This is a genomic window from Tardiphaga robiniae (assembly GCF_001618955.1).
GTDB classification, from domain to species: Bacteria; Pseudomonadota; Alphaproteobacteria; order Rhizobiales; family Xanthobacteraceae; genus Tardiphaga; species Tardiphaga robiniae_A.
Window position 1 is genome coordinate 235802 of the sequence record NZ_LVYV01000034.1, and the last position, 24753, is coordinate 260554.

At 62.9% G+C, this 24753-nt stretch carries 17 protein-coding genes; 13 read left to right on the plus strand and 4 right to left on the minus strand.

The genetic code is table 11. From position 1 onward, the window contains the following. Positions 1-44 precede the first annotated feature (44 nt). On the plus strand, positions 45-821 hold the full coding sequence (locus A4A58_RS21240) for an HpcH/HpaI aldolase family protein (protein WP_068735824.1): 777 nt from the start codon (positions 45-47) through the stop codon (positions 819-821). Between the two features lie 74 nt (positions 822-895). Here the strand turns inward: A4A58_RS21240 and A4A58_RS21245 are convergent, their stop codons facing one another. From A4A58_RS21245 to A4A58_RS21260, 4 genes are read right to left on the minus strand one after another with little or no spacing between them, the layout of a single operon-like run. Next, complete coding sequence (locus A4A58_RS21245; RefSeq protein WP_081421986.1) at positions 896-1489, minus strand: MarR family winged helix-turn-helix transcriptional regulator; 594 nt, start codon at positions 1487-1489, stop codon at positions 896-898. 4 nt (positions 1490-1493) lie between these two features. Beyond that, a complete protein-coding gene (locus tag A4A58_RS21250) occupies positions 1494-2243 on the minus strand; it encodes an ABC transporter permease (RefSeq protein ID WP_068735828.1) in 750 nt (249 codons plus the stop codon). A 1-nt stretch (position 2244) separates the two neighbouring features. Continuing rightward, positions 2245-3066, minus strand: a complete 822-nt coding sequence (locus A4A58_RS21255; protein ID WP_068735830.1) for an ABC transporter ATP-binding protein — start codon at positions 3064-3066, stop codon at positions 2245-2247. After that, a complete protein-coding gene (locus A4A58_RS21260) occupies positions 3066-4034 on the minus strand; it encodes an ABC transporter substrate-binding protein (RefSeq protein ID WP_068736284.1) in 969 nt (322 codons plus the stop codon). The genes A4A58_RS21255 and A4A58_RS21260 overlap by 1 nt, the downstream gene beginning before the upstream one ends. A gap of 297 nt (positions 4035-4331) precedes the next feature. Here A4A58_RS21260 and A4A58_RS21265 point away from each other — a divergent pair, with 297 nt between their 5' ends. From A4A58_RS21265 to A4A58_RS21320, 12 genes are all read left to right on the plus strand, one after another. Next, the gene (locus A4A58_RS21265) at positions 4332-5492 is read left to right on the plus strand and encodes an FAD-dependent oxidoreductase (protein WP_068735832.1); all 1161 of its coding nucleotides are present in this window, start codon (positions 4332-4334) and stop codon (positions 5490-5492) included. Then, entirely contained in the window at positions 5471-6421 is a 951-nt protein-coding gene (locus A4A58_RS21270; RefSeq protein ID WP_244499824.1) for a polysaccharide deacetylase family protein, read from the plus strand. The genes A4A58_RS21265 and A4A58_RS21270 overlap by 22 nt, the downstream gene beginning before the upstream one ends. A gap of 175 nt (positions 6422-6596) precedes the next feature. Continuing rightward, on the plus strand, positions 6597-7595 hold the full coding sequence (locus A4A58_RS21275) for a Bug family tripartite tricarboxylate transporter substrate binding protein (RefSeq protein WP_244499825.1): 999 nt from the start codon (positions 6597-6599) through the stop codon (positions 7593-7595). An 849-nt stretch (positions 7596-8444) separates the two neighbouring features. Continuing rightward, positions 8445-9968, plus strand: a complete 1524-nt coding sequence (locus tag A4A58_RS21280; protein ID WP_068735835.1) for a UxaA family hydrolase — start codon at positions 8445-8447, stop codon at positions 9966-9968. A 234-nt stretch (positions 9969-10202) separates the two neighbouring features. Continuing rightward, positions 10203-13490, plus strand: a complete 3288-nt coding sequence (locus A4A58_RS21285; RefSeq protein ID WP_068735837.1) for a DUF2126 domain-containing protein — start codon at positions 10203-10205, stop codon at positions 13488-13490. Positions 13491-13521: 31 nt separating this feature from the next. Then, positions 13522-16029 carry a circularly permuted type 2 ATP-grasp protein gene (locus tag A4A58_RS21290; protein WP_068735839.1) on the plus strand — a complete coding sequence of 836 codons (2508 nt, stop codon included), beginning with the start codon at positions 13522-13524 and terminating at the stop codon, positions 16027-16029. Further along, on the plus strand, positions 16026-16904 hold the full coding sequence (locus A4A58_RS21295) for a transglutaminase family protein (RefSeq protein WP_068735841.1): 879 nt from the start codon (positions 16026-16028) through the stop codon (positions 16902-16904). The genes A4A58_RS21290 and A4A58_RS21295 overlap by 4 nt, the downstream gene beginning before the upstream one ends. Further along, positions 16901-18100, plus strand: coding sequence for an NAD(P)/FAD-dependent oxidoreductase (locus tag A4A58_RS21300; RefSeq protein ID WP_068735843.1), 1200 nt, complete (start codon positions 16901-16903; stop codon positions 18098-18100). The genes A4A58_RS21295 and A4A58_RS21300 overlap by 4 nt, the downstream gene beginning before the upstream one ends. Positions 18101-18132: 32 nt before the next feature. Then, complete coding sequence (locus A4A58_RS21305) at positions 18133-19515, plus strand: ethanolamine ammonia-lyase subunit EutB (protein ID WP_068735846.1); 1383 nt, start codon at positions 18133-18135, stop codon at positions 19513-19515. 225 nt (positions 19516-19740) lie between these two features. Further along, positions 19741-21324 carry a B12-binding domain-containing radical SAM protein gene (locus A4A58_RS21310; RefSeq protein WP_068735848.1) on the plus strand — a complete coding sequence of 528 codons (1584 nt, stop codon included), beginning with the start codon at positions 19741-19743 and terminating at the stop codon, positions 21322-21324. 35 nt (positions 21325-21359) lie between these two features. Further along, positions 21360-22127, plus strand: a complete 768-nt coding sequence (gene eutC, locus A4A58_RS21315; RefSeq protein ID WP_086937108.1) for an ethanolamine ammonia-lyase subunit EutC — start codon at positions 21360-21362, stop codon at positions 22125-22127. Positions 22128-22374: 247 nt separating this feature from the next. Then, on the plus strand, positions 22375-24714 hold the full coding sequence (locus A4A58_RS21320) for an efflux RND transporter permease subunit (RefSeq protein WP_244499826.1): 2340 nt from the start codon (positions 22375-22377) through the stop codon (positions 24712-24714). Positions 24715-24753: the final 39 nt, after the last annotated feature.

Consider the following 24753-nt stretch of genomic DNA (forward strand, 5'->3'; position numbering starts at 1 on the left):
TGCACTCAAGTCATCACTACCAACCAAAAGAAGGACCATCGACGATGGCAAACAAAGTCAAAGAAATCTGGAAGGCGGGCAAGGTAGCCGTCAACGGCTGGCTGGCGATTCCGTCGGGCTTCTCCGCCGAAGTGATGGCGCAGTGCGGCTTCGACAGCGTCACCGTCGATATCCAGCACGGCGTGCAGGACTACATGTCGATGGTGGAGTGTTTCCAGGCGATGGGTGCGCATCCGGTGACGCCGATGGTCCGCGTGCCATGGAACGAGCCCGGCATCATCGGCAAGGTGCTCGACGGCGGCGCCTATGGCGTGATCTGCCCGATGGTCAATACCAAGGAAGAGGCTGAAAACTTCGTCCAGTATTGCAAGTATCCGCCGCGCGGCACCCGCAGCAACGGTCCGATCCGCTCCGGCATGTATGGCGGCGCTGGCGACTACCAGAAGACCGCCAACGCCGACATCATCTGCCTGCCGATGCTGGAAACCAAGACCGCAGTCGACAACATGGAAGCCATCCTCGATGTCGAAGGCATCGATGGTGTTTATGTCGGTCCCTCCGATCTCGGCTTTTCCTACGGTCTCGTGCCGAAGCTCGACCGCGAAGAGCCGGAGATCCTCAAGATCTACGACAAGCTGATCAAGGAATGCGACAAGCGCGGCCTCAACCCCGGCATCCACTGCTCGGGCCCCGTGGGTGCTGCGAAAAACATCGGCATGGGATTCAAGCTGGTGACACTGCTCAACGACAGCGGCATTCTCGCCACCGGCGCGAAGAGCTGGGTCAACGACACCCGCAAGGGCTCGGGCGGCAAGGCATAAGCCACCACACTCTCGTCGTTCCGGGGCGCGCGCAATGCGCGCGAACCCGGAATGACGGTGTTAGAGATTGACGATCATTGCTCGGACGATCCGGCGTCCGTTTTCGCCTCGCTCTGCCGTCCGTCGATCACATCCGCAAAACGCATCAGCTCCTGCATCAGCAACTGCTGTCCTTCGAGTCCGAGCGGTGCCAACAACTCTCGCTGCACGTCGAACACCCGCGGAATCGCTTCGTTGATGATGGTCTCGCCGGCCGACGTAAGCTGCACGCGCAGCGTCCTGCGATCGTTCGGCTCCGGCAGTCGTGCTAGATAATTCTGCGCCTCAAGCTTGTTGAGCCGGCTGGTCAGGCCTGCGCCACTGAGTAGCAGCGATTCGGCGATCTGCTTCGGCGACAGGCTGTAGGGCGCGCCAGCGCGGCGCAGCGCCGTCAGCACGTCATAGGTGCCGCGCGTCAGTTCGAAGGGCGCGAGCGCCTCGTCGATGAGGGCTGTGCATTGCATCTGAATCCGGCCGATCAGGCCGTAGATGTGCACCGGGCTGGGGTCGATATCCGGTCGCTCCGTCTGCCACTGCGCAAAAATGGCATCGACCTGTTCGCGCATTGCCGCGCGCGCGCGCGTCGGGCGACGCGAGGGTGGTTTCGATCGAGATGTCTCGTCAGTCATGGTCTCACGGCGTCCAGTCGATCACGCGTCGTTCGATAAACTCGATGCCGTGAAACAGCGCAATACTCAACACGGTGAGCAGCGCGATGGCGGCGAAAGCGAGCGGCGTCTGCGACTGCGCGGTGGAGGTCAGGATCAGATAGCCGAGCCCGTCCTGCGCGGCGACGAATTCGCTGATCACAGCGCCGATCACGGCGAAGGTCACCGCCACCTTGCAGCCGGTGAAGAAGTGCGGCAGCGCCACGGGAACGCGCAGCCGACGGAACACCATATGCGGCGAGGCGCCGAGCGAGCGCATCAGGTCGAGCATGGTCTTTGGCGCAGCCTCGAAGCCGGCAACCATGTTGACGAGGATCGGGAAGAAGCAGACCAGCACCACGACCAGGATCTTCGGCCATTCCGAGAGGCCGAACCACAAAATGATCAGCGGCGCCACGGCGACCTTCGGCACCGACTGCAGGCCGAGCAGGATCGGATAGATGATCCGGCGCGCCAGTGGATTGAGGCTGATCAGGATCGCCAGCGGCAGCGACAGCGCGATCGCCAGCACGAAGCCGAGCACGGTCTCGCGTAGCGTCACCAGCGTGTTCGATGCCAGCTCCGGCGCCCATTTCACGGCGGAGCTGTAGATCTCCAAGGGCGCCGGCAGGATCCATGTCGGAATCTTCAGGACGTCAGCGATCAACTCCCAGCCGATCAATAGCGCCAGATAGATCAGCGGCGTGGCGGCGCGGTCGATGAAGCGCGAGATCATGTCAGCCACCCGTCCGGTTGAAGATAATATCGCGGATCTGGTTCTTGATCTCCTGGAAGCGCGGCAGCTTCACGGTGTCGGCATCGCGCGGACGCGGCAGATCGATGGTGATGTCGGCACGGATGGTGCCGGGTCGCTCCGACATGATCAGCACCCGGTCACCGAGCAGGATCGCCTCCTCGATGTCATGGGTGATCAGCAGCGCGGCGCGGCCCAGCTCCTGCCAGAGGCGCGAGAGTTCGAGCGACAATTCCTCGCGGGTGAGCGCGTCGAGCGCACCAAAGGGTTCGTCGAGAAGTAGCAGGCGCGGATCGGAGATCATAGCGCGGCAGAAGGCGGCGCGCTGCTTCATGCCGCCGGACAGTGCCTGCGGGCGCTGATGGGCGAAATCCTTCAGGCCGGTGAGTTCGAGCAGCTTCAGCGCTCGCTCGCGCGCCGCGGCTTTCGGCAGCGCCAGCACGTCGGCGGGAAGCAATACATTGTCGAGCACGCTGGTCCATGGAAACAGCACGTGCTCCTGAAACACGATGCCCACTTCATGCGATGGGCCCTCGAGCGGCGTGCCATAGCGCTGCATGGTGCCGGTGTCCGGCATTTCCAGCCCGGCAACGAGGCGCAGCAGCGTGGACTTGCCACAGCCCGATGGGCCGACCACCGAGACGAAACTGCCGGGATCGATGCGCAGATCGACCGGGCCGAGCGCATGCGTGGCTTTGCCGTCGCGCCCGGGATAGGTCTTGGTGACGCCCTTAAGGTCGATCGCAGGAACCACCGCCGCGGCAGTCCGCGACGGCGCATCATTGTGTGCGGAAATCGCCGTCATCAGTCGATGAAGCCCGGCGCGAACAGGTCTTCCGGCTTCACGGGATTCTTCAGCGTGAAGTTGGCCGACATCACATCGACGGTGCTGGCGATGCTCTTCGGCTCGATATGGCCGAGCGATCCCTTCACCTCTGCGAGTTCCTTCACCAGCCTGGTCTCGCCTTCGATCACCGCCGGCTGCAATTCCTTCTGATACTTCGCCATGATGGTGGCGGCTTCCGCCGGATTGGCGAAGGCGTCCTTCATGCCCTTGATGGTGGCGCGGACGAAGGCCTTCACCTGATCCGGGCTCTTCGCGATCATCTCCTCGGAAGCGATCAGGCCGTTGCCGTAATAATCGAGATTGGAGTCGGCGTAGTTGATGCGGGTGACTTCCTTCGGCGCCACGGCTGCTGCAATCAGCGGCTCGCCGACCGAGAACTGGCAGATCGCATCGGCGCGGCCATTGGCGAGCAGTGATGGCAGCGCCGAGCCTTCGGCGACCACCCACTTCACCTTGCTGGCGTCGATGCCGGCGGCCTTGGCGAAAGCCGGGAACAACAGGCGCACCGAGCTTGATGCGGTGTCGGCGACGGTCTTGCCTTCGAGATCCTTCGGCGAATTGATGCCGCTGCCCTTGATGGCGAAGATCGCCTGCGGCGGCTTCGCATAAACCACCGAGACCAGTTTCACCGGCACGCCGTCATTGCCGCGCGCCAGCACCAGCGAACCGGCATCGGCGAAGCCGAAGGTGGCGACGCCGGCAGCAACCTTCTTGATGGCGTCGGCCGAGCCCTGGCCGCGCACGAAGGTCACGTCGAAGCCCTCGGCCTTGTAGTAGCCCTTCTCGCGGGCAACGTAGAAATAAGCGTGGCGGCCGTTGAAGCCGAAATCGGTGATGAAATTGATCTCGGCAGCCTGCGCGCTGGAGACGCCGACTGTTGCCAGGGTCGCGAGCAGGGCGGCGGTGAGGCGAGCGCGGAATTTCATGGTCTGACCTTCAGTGACGGGTGAGGAGGAGGCCGGCTTTCGGTGCGCAAGCGGCGCACCCAATTCGTTCGCAATCGAATAAATGCTAAGGGCGGCTTTGAGGAAGATCAACGGCGACGCTGCCCAAAAATTCACCGCGAACAGCAAAAAATCGCGCAAACTCCGCGCATATCGCTCGTTTCTGAGGCGGCTCATGCCGTTGCTTGACAGCTGCAAGCAGCCCGTTCTATGCGAAATCGTTAGCTATCGAATGATCTGCTGCTTGGACGCTGTGGCGCCGCTGGAACGAGGTGAGAGATGGATCGCGGAACACGGATCGCCGTTCTCGGCGCGGGTCTCGCCGGATTGACGGTGGCGGGGCTGCTGCAGCGCGCCGGCTTCCCGGTCGCGGTCTATGAGCAGTCGCCGAGTTTTTCGCGCATCGGCGCCGGCATCATTCTCGGCGCCAACGTTTCGAAGGTGCTGCGCCGGCTCGACCTCGAAGACGCCTTCGCCGCCACCGGTATTCGCCCCGATGCGTTTCTCAGCCGCGCATGGGATACGGGCGAACAGCTCTACAAGCTCGATTTCGACGCGGAACGCGAAGCGCGTTTTGGCGGCCCCTTTGTCAATATCCACCGCGCCGATTTGCATCAGTTGCTGCAGCGACCGCTCGCGCCCGGCACCATCCGTTTCGGACACAAGCTTACCGGCATCGAGAAGCGCGGCGACGCGCTCGCTTTGAGCTTCGAGAACGGCGCAAGCGCGGAAGCCGATATCGCCATCGGCGCTGACGGCATTCGCTCCATCACACGCGAACTCATCCTTGGCGTGGAAGAGCCGCGCTTCATCGGGCGTTCTGCACCGCGCGCGGTGTTTCCGGCGAGCCGCATCAAGGGTGACCCCATCGACGACTGCACCAAGTGGTGGGCGCCCGACCGGCATACGCTCGCTTACTATATGACGCCCGACCGCAACGAGGTCTATGTCATGGCAGCGCTGCCGATGGCGCGCTGGGACGGCGACGGTTCACCGGTGAAGGGCGACCGCGACGAATTCATTGCCGCCTTCGACAGCGCGCATCCCGATCTCAGGCGCGCGGCGGAAGCGGCGGAAGATGTCGCCGTGTGGCCGATCTACGACCGGCCGCGCAACGACACCTGGCACAAGGGCCGCGTGGTGCTGATGGGCGATGCCTGCCATGCGGTGCGTCCGTTCATGGCGGCTGGTGGCTCGGCGGCCATCGAGGACGCCGCGATCCTCAGCCGCTGCATCGCCGAATTCGGCGACCCCGCCACGGCCTTCGCGCATTACACGATGGTCCGCATCCCGCGTGTCGCCGATATCCAGCAGATTTCCATCGCCAATTCGTGGATGCATGGCCCGACCGAAACCGACTGGTTCTTCGGCTACGATGCCTGCACCGTCCCGCTCGACCGAGCCATTCCGGAGGCCCTATGTCCGAATTTGCAGCGATGAAGCCCGGCGATATCCGGCCCGATGCGATGATCGCCCGCGATCTCGTCGGTTACGGTGCCACGTCGCCAGATCCGCGCTGGCCGAACGGCGCGAAGATCGCAGTCAGCATCAGCCTGAATATCGAAGGTGGCGGCGAGTCCACGCTGGTGAATGGCGATGCAGTCTCCGAAGGCATGCTGAATGACATCGGCGTGCCGACCAAAGAGGGCGTTCGCGTTCCGCTGGTGGAGTCCGTGTTCGAATATGGCAGCCGTCGCGGCGCCTGGCGCATTCTCGATGTGCTCGATCGCTTCAAGGTGCCTGTCAGTATTCTCGGTGTTGCGCGGGCGATGGAGCAGAATCCGGAGCTGGCGAAAGCCTGCGTTGCGCGCGGCCATGAGATGGTCAGCCACGGCTATCGCTGGATTGATTATTGCGATGTGGATGAAGCGACCGAGCGTGCGCATATCCGCAAGGCGATCGAGATACTCACCGAGCTGACCGGTAGTCGTCCGCTCGGCTGGATGACCGGCCGCCCCGGTCCCAACACGCGGCGCCTGCTCGCGGAGGAGGGCGGTTTTCTCTACGATCGCGACTCGCTCGCGGATGAGTTGCCCTATTGGGTGAAGACCGAGCATGGTCCGTTTCTCGTCGTGCCTTACTCCTATGAATCCAACGACAATCGCTTCAACGAGAATTCCGGTTTCTCGACCGGCGAGCAATTCTTCACATACATGCGCGATGCCTTCGACGTGCTCTACGCGGAAGGCGTCGCCGGCGCGCCGAAACTGCTGTCCATCGGTCTGCATGACCGTTTGATCGGCCGTCCTGGCCGTGTTGGCGGGCTCATCAAGATGCTCGAACACATGAGCGCGCATGATGACGTATGGTTCTGCCGTGGCATCGATGTCGCGCAGCATTGGCGAACGCATTTTCCGCCGAAGCCATGACGCGCCGCTGACGGCCGGGCAATATTCCGGCTGATGGCATGCACGCCAGAGGCGGCGTTGCCGCATGTGTTCTCCGAACATCTGTGCGTGCCACTGCTGCTTTGCCTTCGCAGGGGAAGCCGGTCATACTCGATGCACTTATCCGCAGAGATAAGATCAAATCGGGAGAATGATCGTGCGAAACAACTTGCGTCTGCTCAACCGACGCCAATTCGTCACCGCGGGCGCAGGCGCTGCTGCATTGTTGAGTGCGCCGTCACTCGTCCGTGCCAACAGCTGGCCAACCAAGCCGATCAAAATTCTCGCGGGCTCCGCGGCCGGCGGCCAGACCGATCAATTCTCGCGCGTTTATGGCGAGTACCTGTCGCGTGAACTCGGCCAGACCGTGGTGGTCGAGAACAAGGCCGGTGCCGGCGGCGCCGTTGCGGCGATGGAGCTGAAACGCTCCGATCCCGACGGCCACACGCTGATGATCTGCAACACCACCGCCTATATGCTCAATCCCGTTCTCATCAAGGACATCAAGTACAGTGTCCCGCAGGATTTCGCCTGGGTCGCGGTGATGCCGGGCGGCAGCCTGCCGCTGATGGTGAGCGAGAAGGTCGGCGCAAAGACGCTGAAGGACTTCATCGACTATGCGCGCAAGACCGAGAAGGTGAATGTCGGCACATATGCGTCCGGCTCCTTCGCGCATATGGTCATCGTCGAACTCAACAAGCAGTATGGGCTGAAGATGGAAGCGGTGCATTACCGCGGCGAGGCGCCGATGTGGCAGGATCTCGCCGGCGGCTCCATCGACGCCGGCATCGGCAGCTACGCCGCGGCATTGCCGGTGCTGCAAACCGGGAAAGCGCGCGCCGTCGCGGTGTCGCGCCGCCGGATCAAGGATCTTCCCGACGTCGGCACATTCCTCGAACAGGGCGCAACCTCACGCGCGCACAGCCTTTTGACCTTTCAGGGCTGCGTGGCTCCGGCGAAGACGCCGCCGGAGGTGGTCGCAAAACTGTCCGCGCTGTTCGTTGGCGCCGGCAAGAGCGATCGCGTGCGTGAACTCCTCAAGAGCCAGGGTATCGACGAGGGCCCGATGACACTGGAAGCGAGCCAGGCGCTCTACAAGGAAGAGGCGCCGGTCTGGGCCGAGCTTGCCGCGAGCCTGGGGCCGCAGCCGCAGTAGTTGGGCGTCATTCCGGGGCGCGGCCGGCAACTTGCCGGACGCGAACCCGGAATCCCGGAGTGTTTGGCTCTACGGAGACTTCAACGTTGAGATTCCGGGTTCAGTCCCGTCGCCTTCGGCGCCGGTCCCGCCCCGGAATGACGAGTGTGGGGCGGGGGCGGGCTCTTACATCCCCATACATTTTTTCCTATCCTCCGTTGACAGCATCCCCATCAGGTTTATATTCCCCTTCGTCCTGCCCCGCCGAGAGGGGCGATCGCGATCGTCACGTTCGCGGGGTGGGATGCGGTGGACGCCGGAGATGCGGCGTCACGCGGTTCATGGGGGAACGTCTGTCTTCGGGCAGGACGGATCTGCGCCAGCACTGCCACTGGCAAGGAGACGGCCGACCTTCGGATGGAAAGACTCCTGGACAGTGTGACGGACGACCAAGTCAAAACGCGTTCGGCTTACTCGCTTGAGGCTCCCTTCCCATCGCCTTGGGACTTTAATTCGCGATCGGAGCGTTCGTCGAGGCAAAGTGCAAGCAACCGAAAAAACACCGCAGGCGGAACGTCGGGCACTCGCTCGGCGCCTCCGAAAGTCCTGATGCACTCTAGATTGCGGAAGACCGCATCGCATCAGGCCCAAGGGTGCAACGGGCACCCGGCGTTCCGCACGCCCTCTCACAAGAGGGTGGGAATGCAAAGGACGACGGCGCCCCCGCGCCGCAAACAATGGGGGTGATGACGCATGTCTGATCGGCGTCATCATGGGCCAAAGCAGGGCTGACGCCGCCCGCGTCTTTGAGCTAGAGTCATTCCAAACAAGAGGTCTGCCAGACCACAAAACGCGCGCGAGGAAATCCCGATGGTTCCATCCCCCGTCATTCGTCTGCATGACAACGACGCCGTATTGATCGCGCGTACCACGCTGCTGCCCGGTATCGAGGTGACGACAGGCGTCGTGACGTCGGAGCGCATCCCCGCGGGCCATAAGGTCGCGATCCGGCCCATCGCCACCGGCGAGGAGATCCGCCGTTACGGGCAGATCATCGGCTTTGCCACCCAGCCGATCGCGCCGGGCCAGCATGTCCATACGCAGAATATGGGCATGGGCGATTTCGACCGCGACTATGCCTATGGCGTGGACGTCAAGCCGACGCCGAATTTCGATCTGCCCGCCACCTTCATGGGTCTCAAGCGCAGCGATGGCCGCGTCGCCACGCGCAACTATATCGGCATCCTCACTTCGGTGAATTGCAGCGCGCATGTCGCCAGCATGGTCGCCGATGTGTTCAAGAAGAATCCCTTCACCGGCCACAACCCGCTCGCCGACTATCCCAATGTCGATGGCGTCGTCGCACTCACGCACAAGACGGGCTGCGGCATGACGCAGGACGAACCGCTGACGCTGCTGCGCCGAACTCTCGGCGGCTACGCGCGGCACGTGAACTTCTCCCACGTGGTCGTGCTCGGCCTCGGCTGCGAGATCAACCAGATCGGTGGCTTGATGCAGGAGCAGAAGCTCGCAGGACGTCTGCGCGAGATGCAGATCCAGGAGATCGGCGGCACCCGCAAGACCACCGAGGCCGGCGTTGCCTTCGTCAATGAAGTGCTGGCCGATGCCAACAACGTCACGCGCGAGGAAGTCTCTGCCAGCGAGTTGACGGTAGCCCTGCAATGCGGCGGCTCCGATGGCTATTCCGGCATCTCGGCCAACCCGGCGCTCGGCGCGGCGAGCGATCTGCTCGTGCGCCATGGTGGCACCGTGGTGCTGTCGGAAACGCCGGAGACCTATGGCGCCGAACATCTGCTGACGCGCCGCGCGGTGTCGCGCGAGGTCGGCGAGAAACTGGTCGGGCTGATGCGCTGGTGGGATGCCTATTGCGAACGCGAGGGCGCCGAGATGAATGCCAATCCGAGCCCCGGCAACAAGGCCGGCGGCCTTACCACCATTCTCGAAAAATCTTTGGGCGCTATGGCCAAGGCCGGCTCGACCAATCTCGTCGACGTGCTGAACTATGCCGAGACGATCACCAAGAAGGGTTTTGTGTTCATGGACACGCCCGGCTACGACCCCGTTGCCGCGACAGGGCAGGTCGCCGGCGGCGCCAATCTCGTCTGCTTCACCACCGGCCGCGGCAGCGTGTTCGGCTGCAAGCCGGCACCGTCCATCAAGCTCGCCACCAACACGCCGATGTTCAAGCGCATGGAAGAGGACATGGACATCAATTGCGGAACCATCCTCGATGGCGACGAGACGGTGCAGGAATGCGGCCAGCGCATCTTCGAGCTGATGCTCAAGACGGCGTCCGGCGCGCCGACCAAGAGCGAAAGCTTCGATTTCGGCGGGGCGGAATTCGCGCCCTGGGTCCTGGGCGCGACGATGTGAGGGTGACCGCTGCTCTGTCCTCATCCTGAGGAGCGGCGCACTTGCGCCGCGTCTCGAAGGATGGTCCAGCACTCCGATTCATGGTTCGAGACGCGCGCCAAGCGGCGCGCTCCTCACCATGAGGGCTGAGTTAGGTGAAGCGCCCCCAATCGAGGCACATCGTGCCCGTTGTTAGAGCTTGATCCCTGGCACCTCCGGTGTTCTGCTTAAAAAAGCTGCTGGAGTTGCGCCACTGTGTCGATCTTCGTCGCACTGAACCACGTCACCCATTACAAATATGATCGGCCGATCACGCTGGGGCCGCAGACCATCCGGCTGCGACCGGCGCCGCATGCGCGCACGCCGATCCTGAGCTATTCGCTGAAGGTCACGCCGACCAATCACTTCGTGAACTGGCAGCAGGATCCGCAGGGCAACTGGCTGGCGCGCTTCGTCTTTCCGGAACCGGCGAATGAGCTGAAGATCGAGGTCGACTTCACCGCCGAGATGACGGTGATCAATCCGTTCGACTTCTTCGTCGAGCCCTATGCCGAGACATTTCCCTTCGCCTATACCGACGATCTGAAGAGTGAACTCGCGCCTTATATGGCGACGACGGAGCCAGGGCCGCGCTTCACGGCCTATATGGCGGAGATCGCGAAGGAAGCGCCGAACACGGTGAACTTCCTCGTCGACCTCAATGCGCGCCTGCGCGAGAAGGTCAACTACATCATCCGCATGGAGCCCGGCGTGCAGACGCCGGAAGAGACGTTGCTGTCCGGCGCCGGGTCGTGCCGCGATAGCGCGTGGCTGCTGATCGAGACGCTGCGCCATCTCGGTCTCGCCGCGCGTTTCGTCTCCGGCTATCTCATCCAGTTACGGCCGGACATCGATCCGATCGAAGGACCGCCTGAAGTTGAGGCTGATTTCACGGATCTGCACGCCTGGGCCGAAGTCTATATCCCCGGCGCCGGCTGGGTCGGCTTCGATGCGACATCGGGCATGCTGACAGGCGAGGGGCACGTCCCAGTCGCGGCCACACCGCATTTCCGCTCAGCCGCGCCGATCTCCGGCATGGCCGGCTTTGCCGAAGTCGAGTTCGCGTTCGCGATGGGCGTCAAACGTATTCGCGAGGCGTCGCGGATCACTAAGCCGTTCTCGGATGAATCCTGGGCCAGGCTCGACGCACTCGGCGAGAAGGTCGATGCCGATCTCAAAGCGCATGACGTGCGCCTCACCATGGGCGGCGAGCCGACCTTCGTGTCGGTCGACGATATGGAATCGCCGGAGTGGAATACGGCCGCCGTCGGTCCGACCAAGCGCGGCCTCGGCGACGATCTGATCCGCCGGTTGCGCACGCGTTTCGCGCCCGGTGGCCTGATGCATTACGGGCAGGGCAAATGGTATCCCGGCGAAAGCCTGCCGCGCTGGGCGTTCGGCCTGTATTGGCGCAAGGACGGCGTGCCGATCTGGAAGAACGATGCGCTGATCTCACGGATCGAAGGCCCGCGCAGCGCCGATATCGGCGGCGCCGAGCGTTTTGCCGAAGGCACTGCGCGGCGGCTTGGCCTGCCGAAGGACTATGTCATCCCGGCCTTCGAGGATCCCGTCTATTGGGAGCAGAAGGAATCGAACCTGCCGAACAATGTCGTGCCCGGCGACTCCAAATTGCCCGATCCGGAGGAACGTGCGCGCATGGCGCGGGTCTTCGAACACGGACTCGACAGGCCGAAGGGGTTCGTGCTGCCGATCCAGCGCTGGAATGCGGAGACGGCCGCCGACAGACGCTGGCGCTCCGAGCGCTGGAAGCTGCGTCGCGGCAACCTGTTCCTGACACCCGGCGATTCACCGATGGGCCTGCGCCTGCCGTTGTCGTCTCTGCCGCACCTCACCGAAGAGGAATATCCGTTCATCGTCGAGCAGGATCCGCTGGAGCCGCGCGGCGACATGCCGGTGTTCGACGAAATCGCGTCTGCGGAAAACCAGCCTGCCGCGCAATACGTCCAGGAGCAGCAGATTCGTTCCGGCGGCGTACGCACGGCGATGTCGATCGAAACCCGTGACGGCATTCTCTGTGCCTTCATGCCGCCGGTGGAAAAGCTCGAAGACTATCTCGAATTGGTCTCGGCGCTCGAAGCGACGGCCGAAGAACTGCAGATGCAGGTGCATGTCGAAGGCTATCCGCCGCCGTTCGATCCGCGCGTCGAAGTCATCAAGGTGACGCCGGATCCGGGCGTGCTAGAGATCAACATCCATCCCGCCTCGAGCTGGCGTGAGGCCGTCGATACCACGACGTTTCTCTATGAAGAGGCCGCGAAGACGCGGCTCGGCGCCAACAAGTTTCTGCTCGATGGTCGTCACACCGGCACCGGCGGCGGCAATCACGTCGTGGTCGGCGGCAGCTCACCGGCGGACTCGCCGTTCCTGCGTCGGCCGGATCTCCTGAAGAGCCTCGTGCTGTATTGGCAGCGCCATCCATCGCTGTCCTATCTGTTCTCAGGCATGTTCATCGGTCCGACCAGTCAGGCACCGCGTATCGATGAAGCGCGGCATGATGGTCTCTACGAATTGGAGATCGCGCTGGCACAGGTGCCGCCCCCGGGCGAGAAGGCGCCGTTGTGGCTGGTCGATCGGCTGTTCCGGCATATCCTCGTCGATATCACCGGCAATACCCATCGCGCCGAAATCTGTATCGACAAGCTCTATTCGCCCGATGGCACGACAGGTCGTCTCGGCCTCGTCGAATTCCGGGCGCTCGAAATGCCGCCCGATCCGCGCATGTCGCTGGCGCAGCAGCTCCTGATCCGCGCGCTGATCGCGAAGATGTGGCGCGCGCCGCAGGACGGCAAATTCGTCCGCTGGGGCACGGCGCTGCATGATCGCTTCATGCTGCCGCATTTCCTCTGGGAGGATTTTCAGGACGTGCTGAGTGAACTCGGCCGGTCCGGTTACGAATTCTCCAAGGAATGGTTCGAGGCCCAGCTCGAATTCCGCTTTCCCGTGTTCGGCCACGTCACCTATGGCGGCGTCACGTTGGAAGTCCGTCAGGCACTGGAGCCCTGGCATGTGCTGGGCGAGGAGGGCTCGGCCGGTGGCACCGTGCGCTATGTGGATTCCTCGGTGGAGCGGTTGCAGCTCAAGGCCAATGGCTTCACGCCGGGCCGGCACATCATTACCTGCAACGGCCGTGCGTTGCCGATGACCGATACCGGCCGGGCCGGCGAGGTGGTCGCCGGCGTCCGTTTCAAGGCCTGGCAGCCGGCCTCCGGCCTGCATCCGACGATCCCGGTCCATGCGCCGCTGGTTTTCGACATTTATGACAGCTGGAATCGCAGGTCGCTCGGCGGCTGCGTCTATCATGTGGCGCATCCCGGCGGCCGCAATTACGAGACAAAACCGGTCAATGCCTATGAGGCGGAGGCCCGGCGGCTGGCCCGTTTCGAGGAGATCGGCCACACGCCCGGCGAAATCGCCCCGCCAAGGGCAGAACGCACACTTGAATTCCCATTGACCCTCGACTTGCGAACGCCTCTCCTGCATTGAGAATGCAGGCAGTTTGGGCTGGAGAGTCGGAATGACGGGACAGGCCGGTCAGGGGAAAAAGCCCCGTCCGGGACATCGTAAAGTCGCGCAATGGACCCGCGACTACGAGCGGCTGCCCGGAATTCCCGACGAATTCATCGCCCAGGACGGCACGCCGCGGGAGGTCTGGACGCGTTTCTTCGAGGCTTTCGGCGCCATGGCGCCCGTTGAGATCGAACGCCGCTTCGGTTCCGCCGACCGTCATCTCCGGGAAGCCGGCGTCACCTACCGCGCGCCCGGCGAAATCGCCGACCGGATCTGGCCGCTCAGCCATGTGCCGCTCCTGATCGACGAATCCGAATGGCTGCAGATTTCAGCGGCAATGACGCAGCGCGCGGAGTTGCTGGAGAAGATCCTCGGCGATCTCTATGGCGATGCCAACCTTGTCGCGTCCGGCGCGATCCCGGCGGCGGCGATTGCCGGAAGCTCGGAATATCTGCGGGCCATGCGCGGCGTGAAGCCGCCGGGCGGTCGCTATCTCAACGTCTATGCCGCCGATCTCGGCCGCGGCCCCGACGGCCGCTGGTGGGTGCTCGGCGATCGCACACAAGCGCCGTCCGGCATGGGCTATGCGCTGGAAAACCGACTGGTGCTGTCGCGTGCCTTCACCGACCTCTACAAGTCGATGAATGTCGAGCGCGTCGCGCCGTTCTTCGAGGCGTTTCGCGACAGTCTGCGCGCCTCGGCCGACCGCGACGAACCGCGTGTGGGCCTGTTGTCACCGGGGCCGTTCAGCGAAACCTATTTCGAACACGCGACGCTGGCGCGCTATCTCGGTTTCCTGCTGGTGGAAGGCGATGACCTCGCAGTGTCCGGCGATCGTGTGCACATCCGCACTGTGGCCGGCTTGAAGCGCCTTGATGTGCTGCTGCGCCGCGTGGATGCCAATTCGCTCGATCCGCTGGAGCTGGATGCCTCGTCGCAGCTCGGTGTGCCCGGGCTGATCGACGTTGTCAGAAAGAATGGCGTCGTCGTCGCCAACATGCCGGGCTCCGGCGTGATGGAAGCGCGCGCACTGCTGGGCTTCCTGCCAAGCTTGAGCCGGAAGCTGCTCGGCGAACCACTCAAGATGCCGCATATCGCCACCTGGTGGTGTGGCCAGAAATCGGCGCGCGAGGAAGTGCTGGCGCGGCTCGACAACTTTGCCATCGAAGGCGCCTATGGCGGAGCGGTGCCCGGTTTCCCTGGCTACTCGCCCGTGCTGCCGTCGCAGCTCTCGCCAAGCGAGCGCGAGCGTCTGAAGGCGGCGATTGCCAATCGCGGTGTCGATTATGTCGGGCAGGAGCTGGTGCAGCTCTCGACCACGCCGGTCTGGGACAATGGCCGGCTCGCGCCGCGTCCGTTCGTGCTGCGCGTCTTCGCGGCGGCGACACCGGACGGCTGGACCATCATGCCCGGTGGCTTCTGCCGTATTGCGGATCAACCGGATGCCCGCGCAGTCTCCATGGGTGCCGGCGCGCGCGCAGCCGACGTCTGGGTGGTGGCCGACAAGGCCGTTGCTGCATCGACGCTACTGCCGGCCGTCGACAATGTGCGTATCCGCCGCATCGCCGGCTGGGTGCCGAGTCGCGCCGCCGACAATCTGTTCTGGCTCGGGCGCTATCTCGAACGCGCCGAATCCACACTGCGTCTGATTCGTGCACTCAGCGTGCCGCAGCGCGATCCCGGCAAGGGCGGGGCCACTGGGCAGCAATCGATCGAGCGCATCCAGCGCATGCTGATGATCTGGGGCGCGACATCGCTCACCTCGCGCTCCCAGCCGGCCAAGATCGCGGCTCAGGCATTGCAGGGCGAAGAGCAGTTTGGCTCAGCGCTATCGCTGGTGCGCTCTGCATTGCGGACCGCCACCTCGCTGCGCGAACGGCTGTCCCCCGACGCCTGGCAGGTCATCACCGAAATGGCCGAGCGGCTTGCGCATGAAGTCGAAGATGACGATGACGTCGTCAGTGCGGCCGAACTCACGCTGCAGGAACTGGCGAGCTTCGCCGGTCTCGCGCAGGAAAACATGAACCGAGCCGCGGGCTGGCGTTTCCTCGAAATGGGGCGCCGTGCCGAACGCGCCATCAACACCACGCGCTTTGCGCGGCAATTCGCGTCCGACGAGGCGACGAGCGACGATCTCGATATCCTGCTGACGCTGGTCGATTGCCAGATCACCTATCGCTCGCGTTATCTCGTTGGTCCGCTATTGGCACCGGTCCGCGATCTCGTGGTGCTCGATCCCTATAACCCGCGCTCGGTGGCATTCCAGGTCTCGGCACTAAATGATCACATCGCCAGCCTGCCGACGCTGAAGGAGAACGGCCTGATGGAACGGCCGCAGCGGCTGGCGGTGGCGCTGCGTTCGTCGCTGGTCACCGGCGAGGCATCCGAGATTCATACCAAGTCGCTGTTCGCGCTGGAGCAGGATCTCTTGACGCTGGCGGATTCGATCGGCCTGCATTACTTCCCGCACGGCGCCAGCGCATCGCGCCCGGAAAAGCTCACGGGGTTGGCGTGATCTACGAAATCCGCCATGTCACGACCTATAGCTATGAAAGCCCGGTGAGCTATGCGCGCTGCTCGCTGCGGCTGCAGCCCAATAGCAGCGCCGGACAGCAACTGGTCTCGCACATTGTCGATATCAAGCCGCTGCCGGCGGCCCGCGCCATGCGGACGGATTTCTTCGGCACACCGACGGAGAGCGTACTGATCGAAAGCCCGCATCGGGTGCTGCGGATCGACAGCCGGTCGCGCGTCTATGTCGAACGTTTTGCGCCGGGGCGCGGCGACGACAGCCCTTCCTGGGAGAGCGTCCGCGAGGCGTCGTTCGATTCCAGCGACCTCAGCGGTGCGTCGCCGATCGGCTATGTCTTCGCCAGTCCGCTGGTGCCGATCATCGATGCCGTCACGGACTATGCAGCGGTGAGCTTTACCGAAGGCCGCGGCATTCTCGCCGGTGCCGTCGACCTGATGCATCGCATCCGCACCGAGTTCAAATACGATCCGAAGGCCACGGTGATTTCGACGCCGTTGCAGGAGGTGCTGGATAAGCGCCACGGCGTCTGTCAGGATTTTGCGCATATCATGATTGCGGGCATGCGCGGCGTCGGCCTGCCTGCCGCCTATGTCAGCGGATATCTGCGCACCATTCCCCCGCCGGGCAAGGAACGCCTGCAGGGCGCCGACGCGACCCATGCCTGGGTGTCGGTCTGGTGCGGCGAGGAACTCGGCTGGATCGGCTTCGATCCGACCAACGACATTTTGGTCGAGAACGATCATATCGTACTGGCAATTGGCCGCGATTTCTCCGACGTGTCGCCGGTCGATGGTGTGATCGTCGGCGCGCGCAAGCAGAAGCTCGCCGTCGCTGTCGATGTGCTGTTGCTGGAATGACCATCGTCCGTCGCGCGCATAACACGGCCGACGTCATCATCCTCGGCGCCGGTGCGGCCGGCCTGATGTGCGCCGGCATTGCGGGGCAACGCGGTCGCTCGGTGATGCTGCTGGAGCAGGCGAGGGCGCCGGGCGAGAAGATCCGCATCTCCGGCGGTGGACGCTGCAATTTCACCAACCTGCATACGACGCCGGCGAATTTCCTGTCGCAGAATCCGCAATTCTGCAAATCGGCGCTGAAGGGATTCACCCAGCAGGATTTCATTGCGCTGGTCGAAAAATATCGCATCGCCTATCACGAGAAGAGCCGCGGGCAATTGTTCTGCGACGGCTCGTCCCAGCAGGTCATCGATATGCTGCTGGACGAAAACCGCCGCAGCGACGTGCAGATGCGGCTTGGCGTCGGCATTCTCGGTGTGACGAAGAACGATAGCGGCTTTGTCGTCGCCACCGATCAGGGCGAGTATCGCAGCCAGTCGCTGGTGATCGCCACGGGCGGGCCTTCGATCCCGAAAATGGGTGCCAGTGCCTTTGGCTACAAACTGGCGCAACAATTCGGGCTGAAGATGGTCGCGCCGCGCGCCGCACTGGTGCCGCTGACCTTCGACGTTGCGGCGCTTGCGCAATTCAAGGATCTCGCAGGCGTTGCCGTCGATGCCGTCGTCAGTATCGGCAAAACCAGATTCGACGAGGCGCTGCTGTTTACCCATCGCGGTCTCAGCGGTCCGGCGATCCTGCAGATCTCGTCCTATTGGCGCGACGGGCTCGATGTCGTCATCGACATGGCGCCGACGCGCGATGTGCTCGCCGCCTTGAAGGACGCACGCCGCGAACGTCCGCGGCAGGAACTGGCAACGGTGCTCGGCGATATCCTGCCGAAGCGATTGGGGCAGATGGTTGCGGACAGGATCGCCGGCCCGCCGCGGCTGGCGGATTTTTCCGACAAGCTTCTGGCGTCGGTGGCCGCGGCGGTGAAGGAGTGGCGCGTGCGGCCGAACGGCACCGAAGGTTATCGCACAGCCGAGGTAACCCTTGGCGGTGTGGACACCACAGAACTGTCATCGAAAACGTTTGAGGCCACATCGGTACCGGGGCTGTATTTCATCGGCGAGGTCATCGATGTTACCGGCCATCTCGGCGGCTTCAATTTCCAATGGGCGTGGTCGTCCGGCGTTGCCGCGGGGCGGCACGTCTAGACAGCCTCCGGCGAATATCCAACAATCCGGCCATGATCTATCGCCACGCCATCGGTGACCATACGCATGTCTTCGCGGATCTGCGCGACCTCATGGCCAAGGCGACACCGCCGCGCTCCGGGGATCGGCTGGCCGGAATTGCAGCCGAGACCGCCGAGCAGATGATCGCGGCACGGATGGCGCTGGCGGATGTGCCGCTCACGCAATTCCTGCAGGAAATGGTTGTGGCTTACGAAGACGACGAGGTCACGCGTCTCATCGTCGATACGCATGATGCCGCCGCATTTTCCGCGATCTCGTCGCTGACCGTCGGCGGCTTTCGTGACTGGCTGCTGTCGGACGCGGCCACGCCGCGGGTCCTTCAGGCCGTCGCCCGCGGCATCACCCCGGAAATGGCCGCCGCTGTCTCGAAGCTGATGCGCAATCAGGACCTGATCCTGGTGGCCAGGAAGTGCGAGGTGATCACGTGCTTTCGCAACACCGTCGGCCTACGCGGGCGCATGAGCGTGCGGTTGCAACCGAACCATCCGTTCGACGATATCCGGGGCATCACGGCGTCCATTCTAGATGGTTTGATGCTGGGTTCGGGTGATGCCTGTATCGGCATCAATCCGGCGAGCGACGATCCTGCGGTGTTGGGCGGATTGGTGCGGCTGCTCGACGATGTCATCACCAAGCTGGATATTCCGACCCAGAGTTGCGTGCTCACCCATGTCACGACCAGTCTTGATCTCATCAACCAGGGCGCTCCGGTCGATCTGGTGTTTCAGTCGATCGCCGGGACAGAAGCCGCCAACAAGAGCTTCGGCATCGATCTGGCGATCCTGAAGGAGGCGCATAATGCCGGCCTCTCCCTGGAGCGCGGCACGCTCGGCCAGAACGTCATGTATTTCGAGACCGGGCAGGGCTCGGCACTATCGGCCAATGCCCATCACGGCGTCGATCAGCAGACTTTGGAGGCGCGGGCCTATGCCGTGGCCCGGGCGTTCGACCCATTGCTGGTGAACAGCGTCGTCGGCTTCATTGGGCCGGAATATCTCTATGACGGCAAGGAGATCATCCGCGCCGGGCTGGAGGATCATTTCTGCGGCAAGCTGCTCGGCCTGCCGCTGGGTGTCGATGTCTGTTACACCAACCATGCCGAAGCCGATCAGGACGACATGGACAATCTGCTGACGCTGCTCGCGGCGGCAGGTGTGACCTTCGTGATGGGAGTGCCGGGCGCCGACGACGTGATGCTGAACTACCAGTCGACGTCATTTCACGACGCGCTCTATATCCGCGACCTCTTTGGGCTCAAACGCGCACCGGAATTCGACGATTGGCTGCAACGGGTCGGGCTCTCCGGAGCGGACCTTCGCATCCGCGATCGGGAAGGCCTGCTGCCCGATCTGGCCGCGCGTCTGATCGCCTGACGTCAATAAACCGTCATAAGCCTTGGCGCTTTGTGCGCACTTGCGCGGAGCTGGTCACGACCTTGTCACCGCCTGCCACAATCTTGAAGAAATTCTGGCCCAGATTCGGACGTCGTGATTAGATCGCCCAAAGTATTCGGCAGGAGTGGAACGGTTTTATCTCGGCGACGTTATTGAAGGTTCAGCGCTTATGGGGACCGCTGATGCATTCACAGAGGAATTTTGATGAGAGCTGAGGGCAGGCAGACGGTCCGGCGCATCCTGTGCGTCTTTCCGCGATACACGTCTTCATTTGGCACGTTTGAATATTCATATCCTCTGACCGACGGCGTTCAGGCCTTTATGCCTCCCCAAGGCTTGCTGCTGATTGCGGCCTATATGCCTGAGAACTGGGAAGTCCGTTTCATCGACGAGAACATCCGTGCCGCCACGCCCAACGATTTCCTCTGGGCCGAAGCGGTGCTGGTGTCAGGCATGCACATCCAGCGCACACAGATGAACGACATCTGCTACCGCGCACATTCCTACGATCTTCCTGTGGCTATCGGCGGACCCTCGGTATCCTCCTGTCCGGATTACTATCCGGCTTTCGACTATCTCCATATCGGCGAACTCGGTGATGCCACCGATCAACTGATCGATATCCTGGAAAAGGATACGTCGCGCCCGGACCGGCAAGTCGTGCTGAAGACCACTGATCGCCTGGACATGACCAGGTTTCCGATTCCGGCCTATGAACTGGCTGATATTCCGCGCTACTTCCTCGGCAGCATCCAGTATTCTTCGGGCTGTCCGTATCAGTGCGAGTTCTGCGATATTCCCGGCCTCTACGGGCGTAATCCGCGCCTGAAGTCGCCGGAGCAGATCACCGCCGAACTCGACAAGCTGCTCGAATGCGGCATCATGGGGTCAGTCTATTTCGTCGATGACAACTTCATCGGCAACCGCAAGGCTGCGCTCGATCTCCTGCCGCATTTGGTCGAATGGCAGAAAAGGACCGGCTTTGTCTTGCGTCTGTCATGCGAGGCGACACTCAACATCGCCAAGCGGCCGGAAATCCTTGCACTGATGCGGGATGCCTGGTTCGGCACGATCTTCTGCGGCATCGAGACGCCCGATCCCGTCGCCCTCAAGGCGATGAAGAAGGATCACAACATGATGGTCCCCATCATGGAGGCGATCGAGACACTGAACAGTTTCGGCATGGAAGTCGTGTCGGGCATCATTCTCGGCCTGGATACCGACAGGCCGGAGACCGGGCAGCATCTGCTCGAATTCGTCGAGGCATCGCAAATTCCGCTTTTGACCATCAACCTGCTGCAGGCGCTGCCGCAGACGCCACTATGGGATCGGTTGAAGAAGGAAGGACGGCTCAACGAGGACGAAGGTCGCGACTCCAACGTCGACTTCCTGTTGCCCTATGACGACGTTGTAAAGAGCTGGCGGCGCGCCATGGGCAGCGCCTATGTGCCGGAGAAGCTGCTCGAGCGTTTCGAGTACCAGATACGCCATACCTATCCGAACCGTATCAAGCCCCCGATCGGCGCCATGCTGACCTGGAAGAGCATTCGGCTTGGGCTGGTGATGTTGCGTAACATCTTCTGGAAGGTCGGCGTGCTCGGCGACTACAAGCGCGCGTTCTGGAAATTCGCATTCAGGCGGCTGGCGCGGGGTGAGATCGAATATCTCATCAGCGGGATCATGGTGGCGCACCACCTGATTAACTTCGCCAGGGACGCGTCTGGTGGTCAGACCAACGCGTCCTATTATTCGCTGAAGCTGCAGGATGCTGCCGTTCCCGCCGAATAAACGGTAGTGTTGGCGTCATGACAGATCGACACGACATGACGCCGACTTCACCGCAACTCTCCCTCACGGAGTTGCGCGCGCTAACCCCGGCGCGTGTCGGGCTTGGGCGGGCCGGAGCTAGCCTGACCACGCAAGCCTTGCTTGACTTCACTTTGGATCATGCCCGCGCGCGTGATGCGGTCCATGCGCCCTTTGAGGCTGAAGCCATCGCGGCGGTATTGGCCGGGCAGGGGACGAACGCGTTGATTGTGACGAGTCAGGTTGCGGATCGGGCCGATTACCTCAAGCGCCCCGATCTCGGCCGCCGACTGTCTCGCGAGTCACGGGAGTTGCTTGAAGGGCGCGACAGCGTCGCGTGCGATCTGGTGATCGTGATTGCGGACGGCCTGTCTCCGGCTGCGGTCAATGCGCATGCGCTTGGCCTGCTGGGTACCTTAATGCCCAAATTGGCGGGGGTCGGGATCGGCGCTGTTGTCGTTGCCGGCGGGGCCAGAGTCGCGCTTGGCGACGAGGTCGGTGCGTTATTGAGGGCCCGGATGACGATCATGCTGATCGGCGAACGTCCGGGTCTCTCGGCGCCGCAGAGTCTCGGCGCCTACCTGACCTTCGCACCGCAGCCGGGTCTGACGGACGCTGCGCGCAACTGCGTGTCGAACATCCAGGCGGCCGGTCTGTCCTTCGAGGAGGCAGCGAGCAAGATTGCCTGGCTGGCGCGCGAAGGGCTGAATCGCAACATGACCGGTGTGGCTCTGAAAGATGAAAGCGGTCTGCAACTGGTAGCACCGCTCGTTGCACCAGCATGAAACAACAGCCTCTGCGCTCCATTTTGTGACCTGAAAGGCAACCTCTGCGCGCTCCCCGCCTTGCGATGTGTCATACAGACCTGCTACATCTGCCCGCGGCAAATTTACCGCATGTTTTCAAGGGCTAGCGCTGTTCGGTCTCGCCGATTCCAGCCTTACTACTGCCCGCGACGCTTGCTAGGCAGACGCCGCTGACGACAGGACTGGACAGGGTATGCACGATACGGTTCCCCCCCACGACGCGGATATGAATAAATTGCGCAAGGGGCCGATCAGCATCGCCTTCGGGCTCGAGCGCATCGGTCTGATCGCGGTGAAGGCACCGATCCTGTCCTGCGTGATCCTGCTCGCGCTGGTGATCGGCGCCATCTTCGGTATCCAGCGCATCAAGATCGACGATTCGCTGAGCCAGCTATTTCGTTCCGACAGCAAGGAATACAAGCAATACGAGGAAGTGACGAAGCGCTTCCCGTCCACCGAGTTCGACGTGCTTGTCGTGCTCGAAGGCAAGACGCTGCTTGCGCGCGACAATCTTGGAAAGATGCGCGACCTCGTCACCGACCTGCAATTGGTCGATGGCGTGCGCGGGCTAATCTCGATCTTCTCGGCGCGCCAGACGCCGGCCCCCGGCAAGTTGCCGGCAGCGCTGTTTCCTAACGACCTTCCTGAAGGCGCCGACTACGACAAGTTCATCGAGACGGTGAAGCAGAACGAGCTGATCCGCGGCAAGCTTTTGTCCGACGACGGAACTCTGGCGCTGGTGGTGCTGTCGCTCGACCCGGCCGTGGTCAGCAACAACAAGCTCAGCACCGTCGTCGCCGATATCCGCAAGACCATGAATGACGATCTAGCCAATAGCGGTCTGACCAAGGAATTGTCGGGCGTGCCGGTGATGCAGCTCGAAATCCGCAACGCGGTCGAGCGCGACGGCCTGATCTATAATATCGCCGGTATTCTCGCCGGCTGCGTCATCGCGATCGTCTTCTTCCGCAAGATCTCGTTCATGATCATCGCGGCGTTTCCGCCGCTGCTGGCGATCCTGTTGTCGCTCGGCGCGCTCGGCTGGGCCGGCTTCAGCCTCAACATGTTCCTCAATGTGATGACGCCGCTGATCATGGTGATCAGTTTTGCCGACTCGATGCAGCTCACTTTCGCGGCGCGTGACCGGTTGATCGCAGGCGAGGACAAGTATTCGGCATTTACGAATGCAGTTCGTGTTGTGGGTCCGGCCTGCGTCCTCACCCATGGTACCGCCGGCATTTCCTTCCTCGCGTTGCAGTTCTCCGACTCGGACTTGATCCGCGCCTTCGGCGAGGCCGGTCTCACGGCGACCATCATCGCGCTGGTCGCGGTGCTGTCGCTGGTGCCAGTGTTCGGCGTGCTGCTGGTGCGCAACGAGAAGATCTTCGCCGCCAAGTTTCAGACCGCCGATGCCGGCGTGCAGGCGCTGCGCGCCTTCTGTTACTGGATCGCGGTGCGCATGGTCGGCCGTCCTGGTCTGTTCAGCCTGATCTCGCTCGTCGTCGTCGTTGGTCTCGGGATCGTTTACGCCAATCTCGAGCCGCGCTATCGGCTGGCCGATCAGGTGCCGGACAAGGAGCAGGCGGTCGCGGCCAGCGGACGGCTCGACGCCAAGCTGACCGGGGCCAATCCAATCGACGTGCTGATCGAATTTCCGAAGGGCGCCGATCTCTATTCCCCGGACACGTTGGCGACCATCGCCGAAGTCCACGCCATGGTTGAAAAGCAGGCCGGCGTTGGCAACGTCTGGTCGCTGGAAACGCTGCGGCGCTGGCTGGCGGAGAAGGCCGGCTCTACCGATGTCGCGACGCTGAAGGAATATGTCAGCGTGATTCCCGAACATCTGGTGCGCCGCTTCATCTCGGCAGACCAGACGGCGGTCGTCGTGTCCGGTCGCGTGCCCGACAGCGATTCGAGCAAGATCCTGCCGGTGGTCGACAAGCTCGACAATGCGCTGAACGCCGTTCGCACCAAGCACCCCGGCTATGAGATTGCAGTGACTGGTCTCTCGGCCATCGCGGCGCGTAACAGCGCCGGCATGATCGAGAAGCTCAATCACGGCCTCACCATCGAGTTCGGTTTGGTCGCGGTGTTCATCGGCCTCGCATTCCGGTCATGGGTGGTGATGCTGGCCTGTATCCTGCCGGGCATCTTCCCGGTGGTGCTGGCCGGCTTCGTACTGTGGCTGCTCGGGGAGGGGCTGCAATTTGCCAGTGTGGTGGCACTCACCGTGTCATTCGGCCTCGGCCTCAGCGCGACGATTCACTTCCTCAACCGCTTGCGTCTGGAAGACACGCCGGGCACCGATCCCGCGATCGCCGTCGAGCGTGCGACGGTGCTCGTTGGTCCCGCGCTGATCCTGACGACGGTGGTGCTGGCCTGCGGCCTCGTCGTGACGGTGTTCTCGGATCTGCCGTCGCTGCGGCTGTTCGGCTGGCTCAGCGCCTTCTCGATGGTCGCGGCACTGGTGGCCGATCTGTTCATCCTGCGCCCGACCGCGATGTGGCTGATCAATCTGCAGCAGCGCCTCACGGGCAGTTCGGTTCTGGCGAAGCAAGAGAAGTAGTCAGCTACGCCCCCAGCAGGACGATCAACAAAAAAGCCC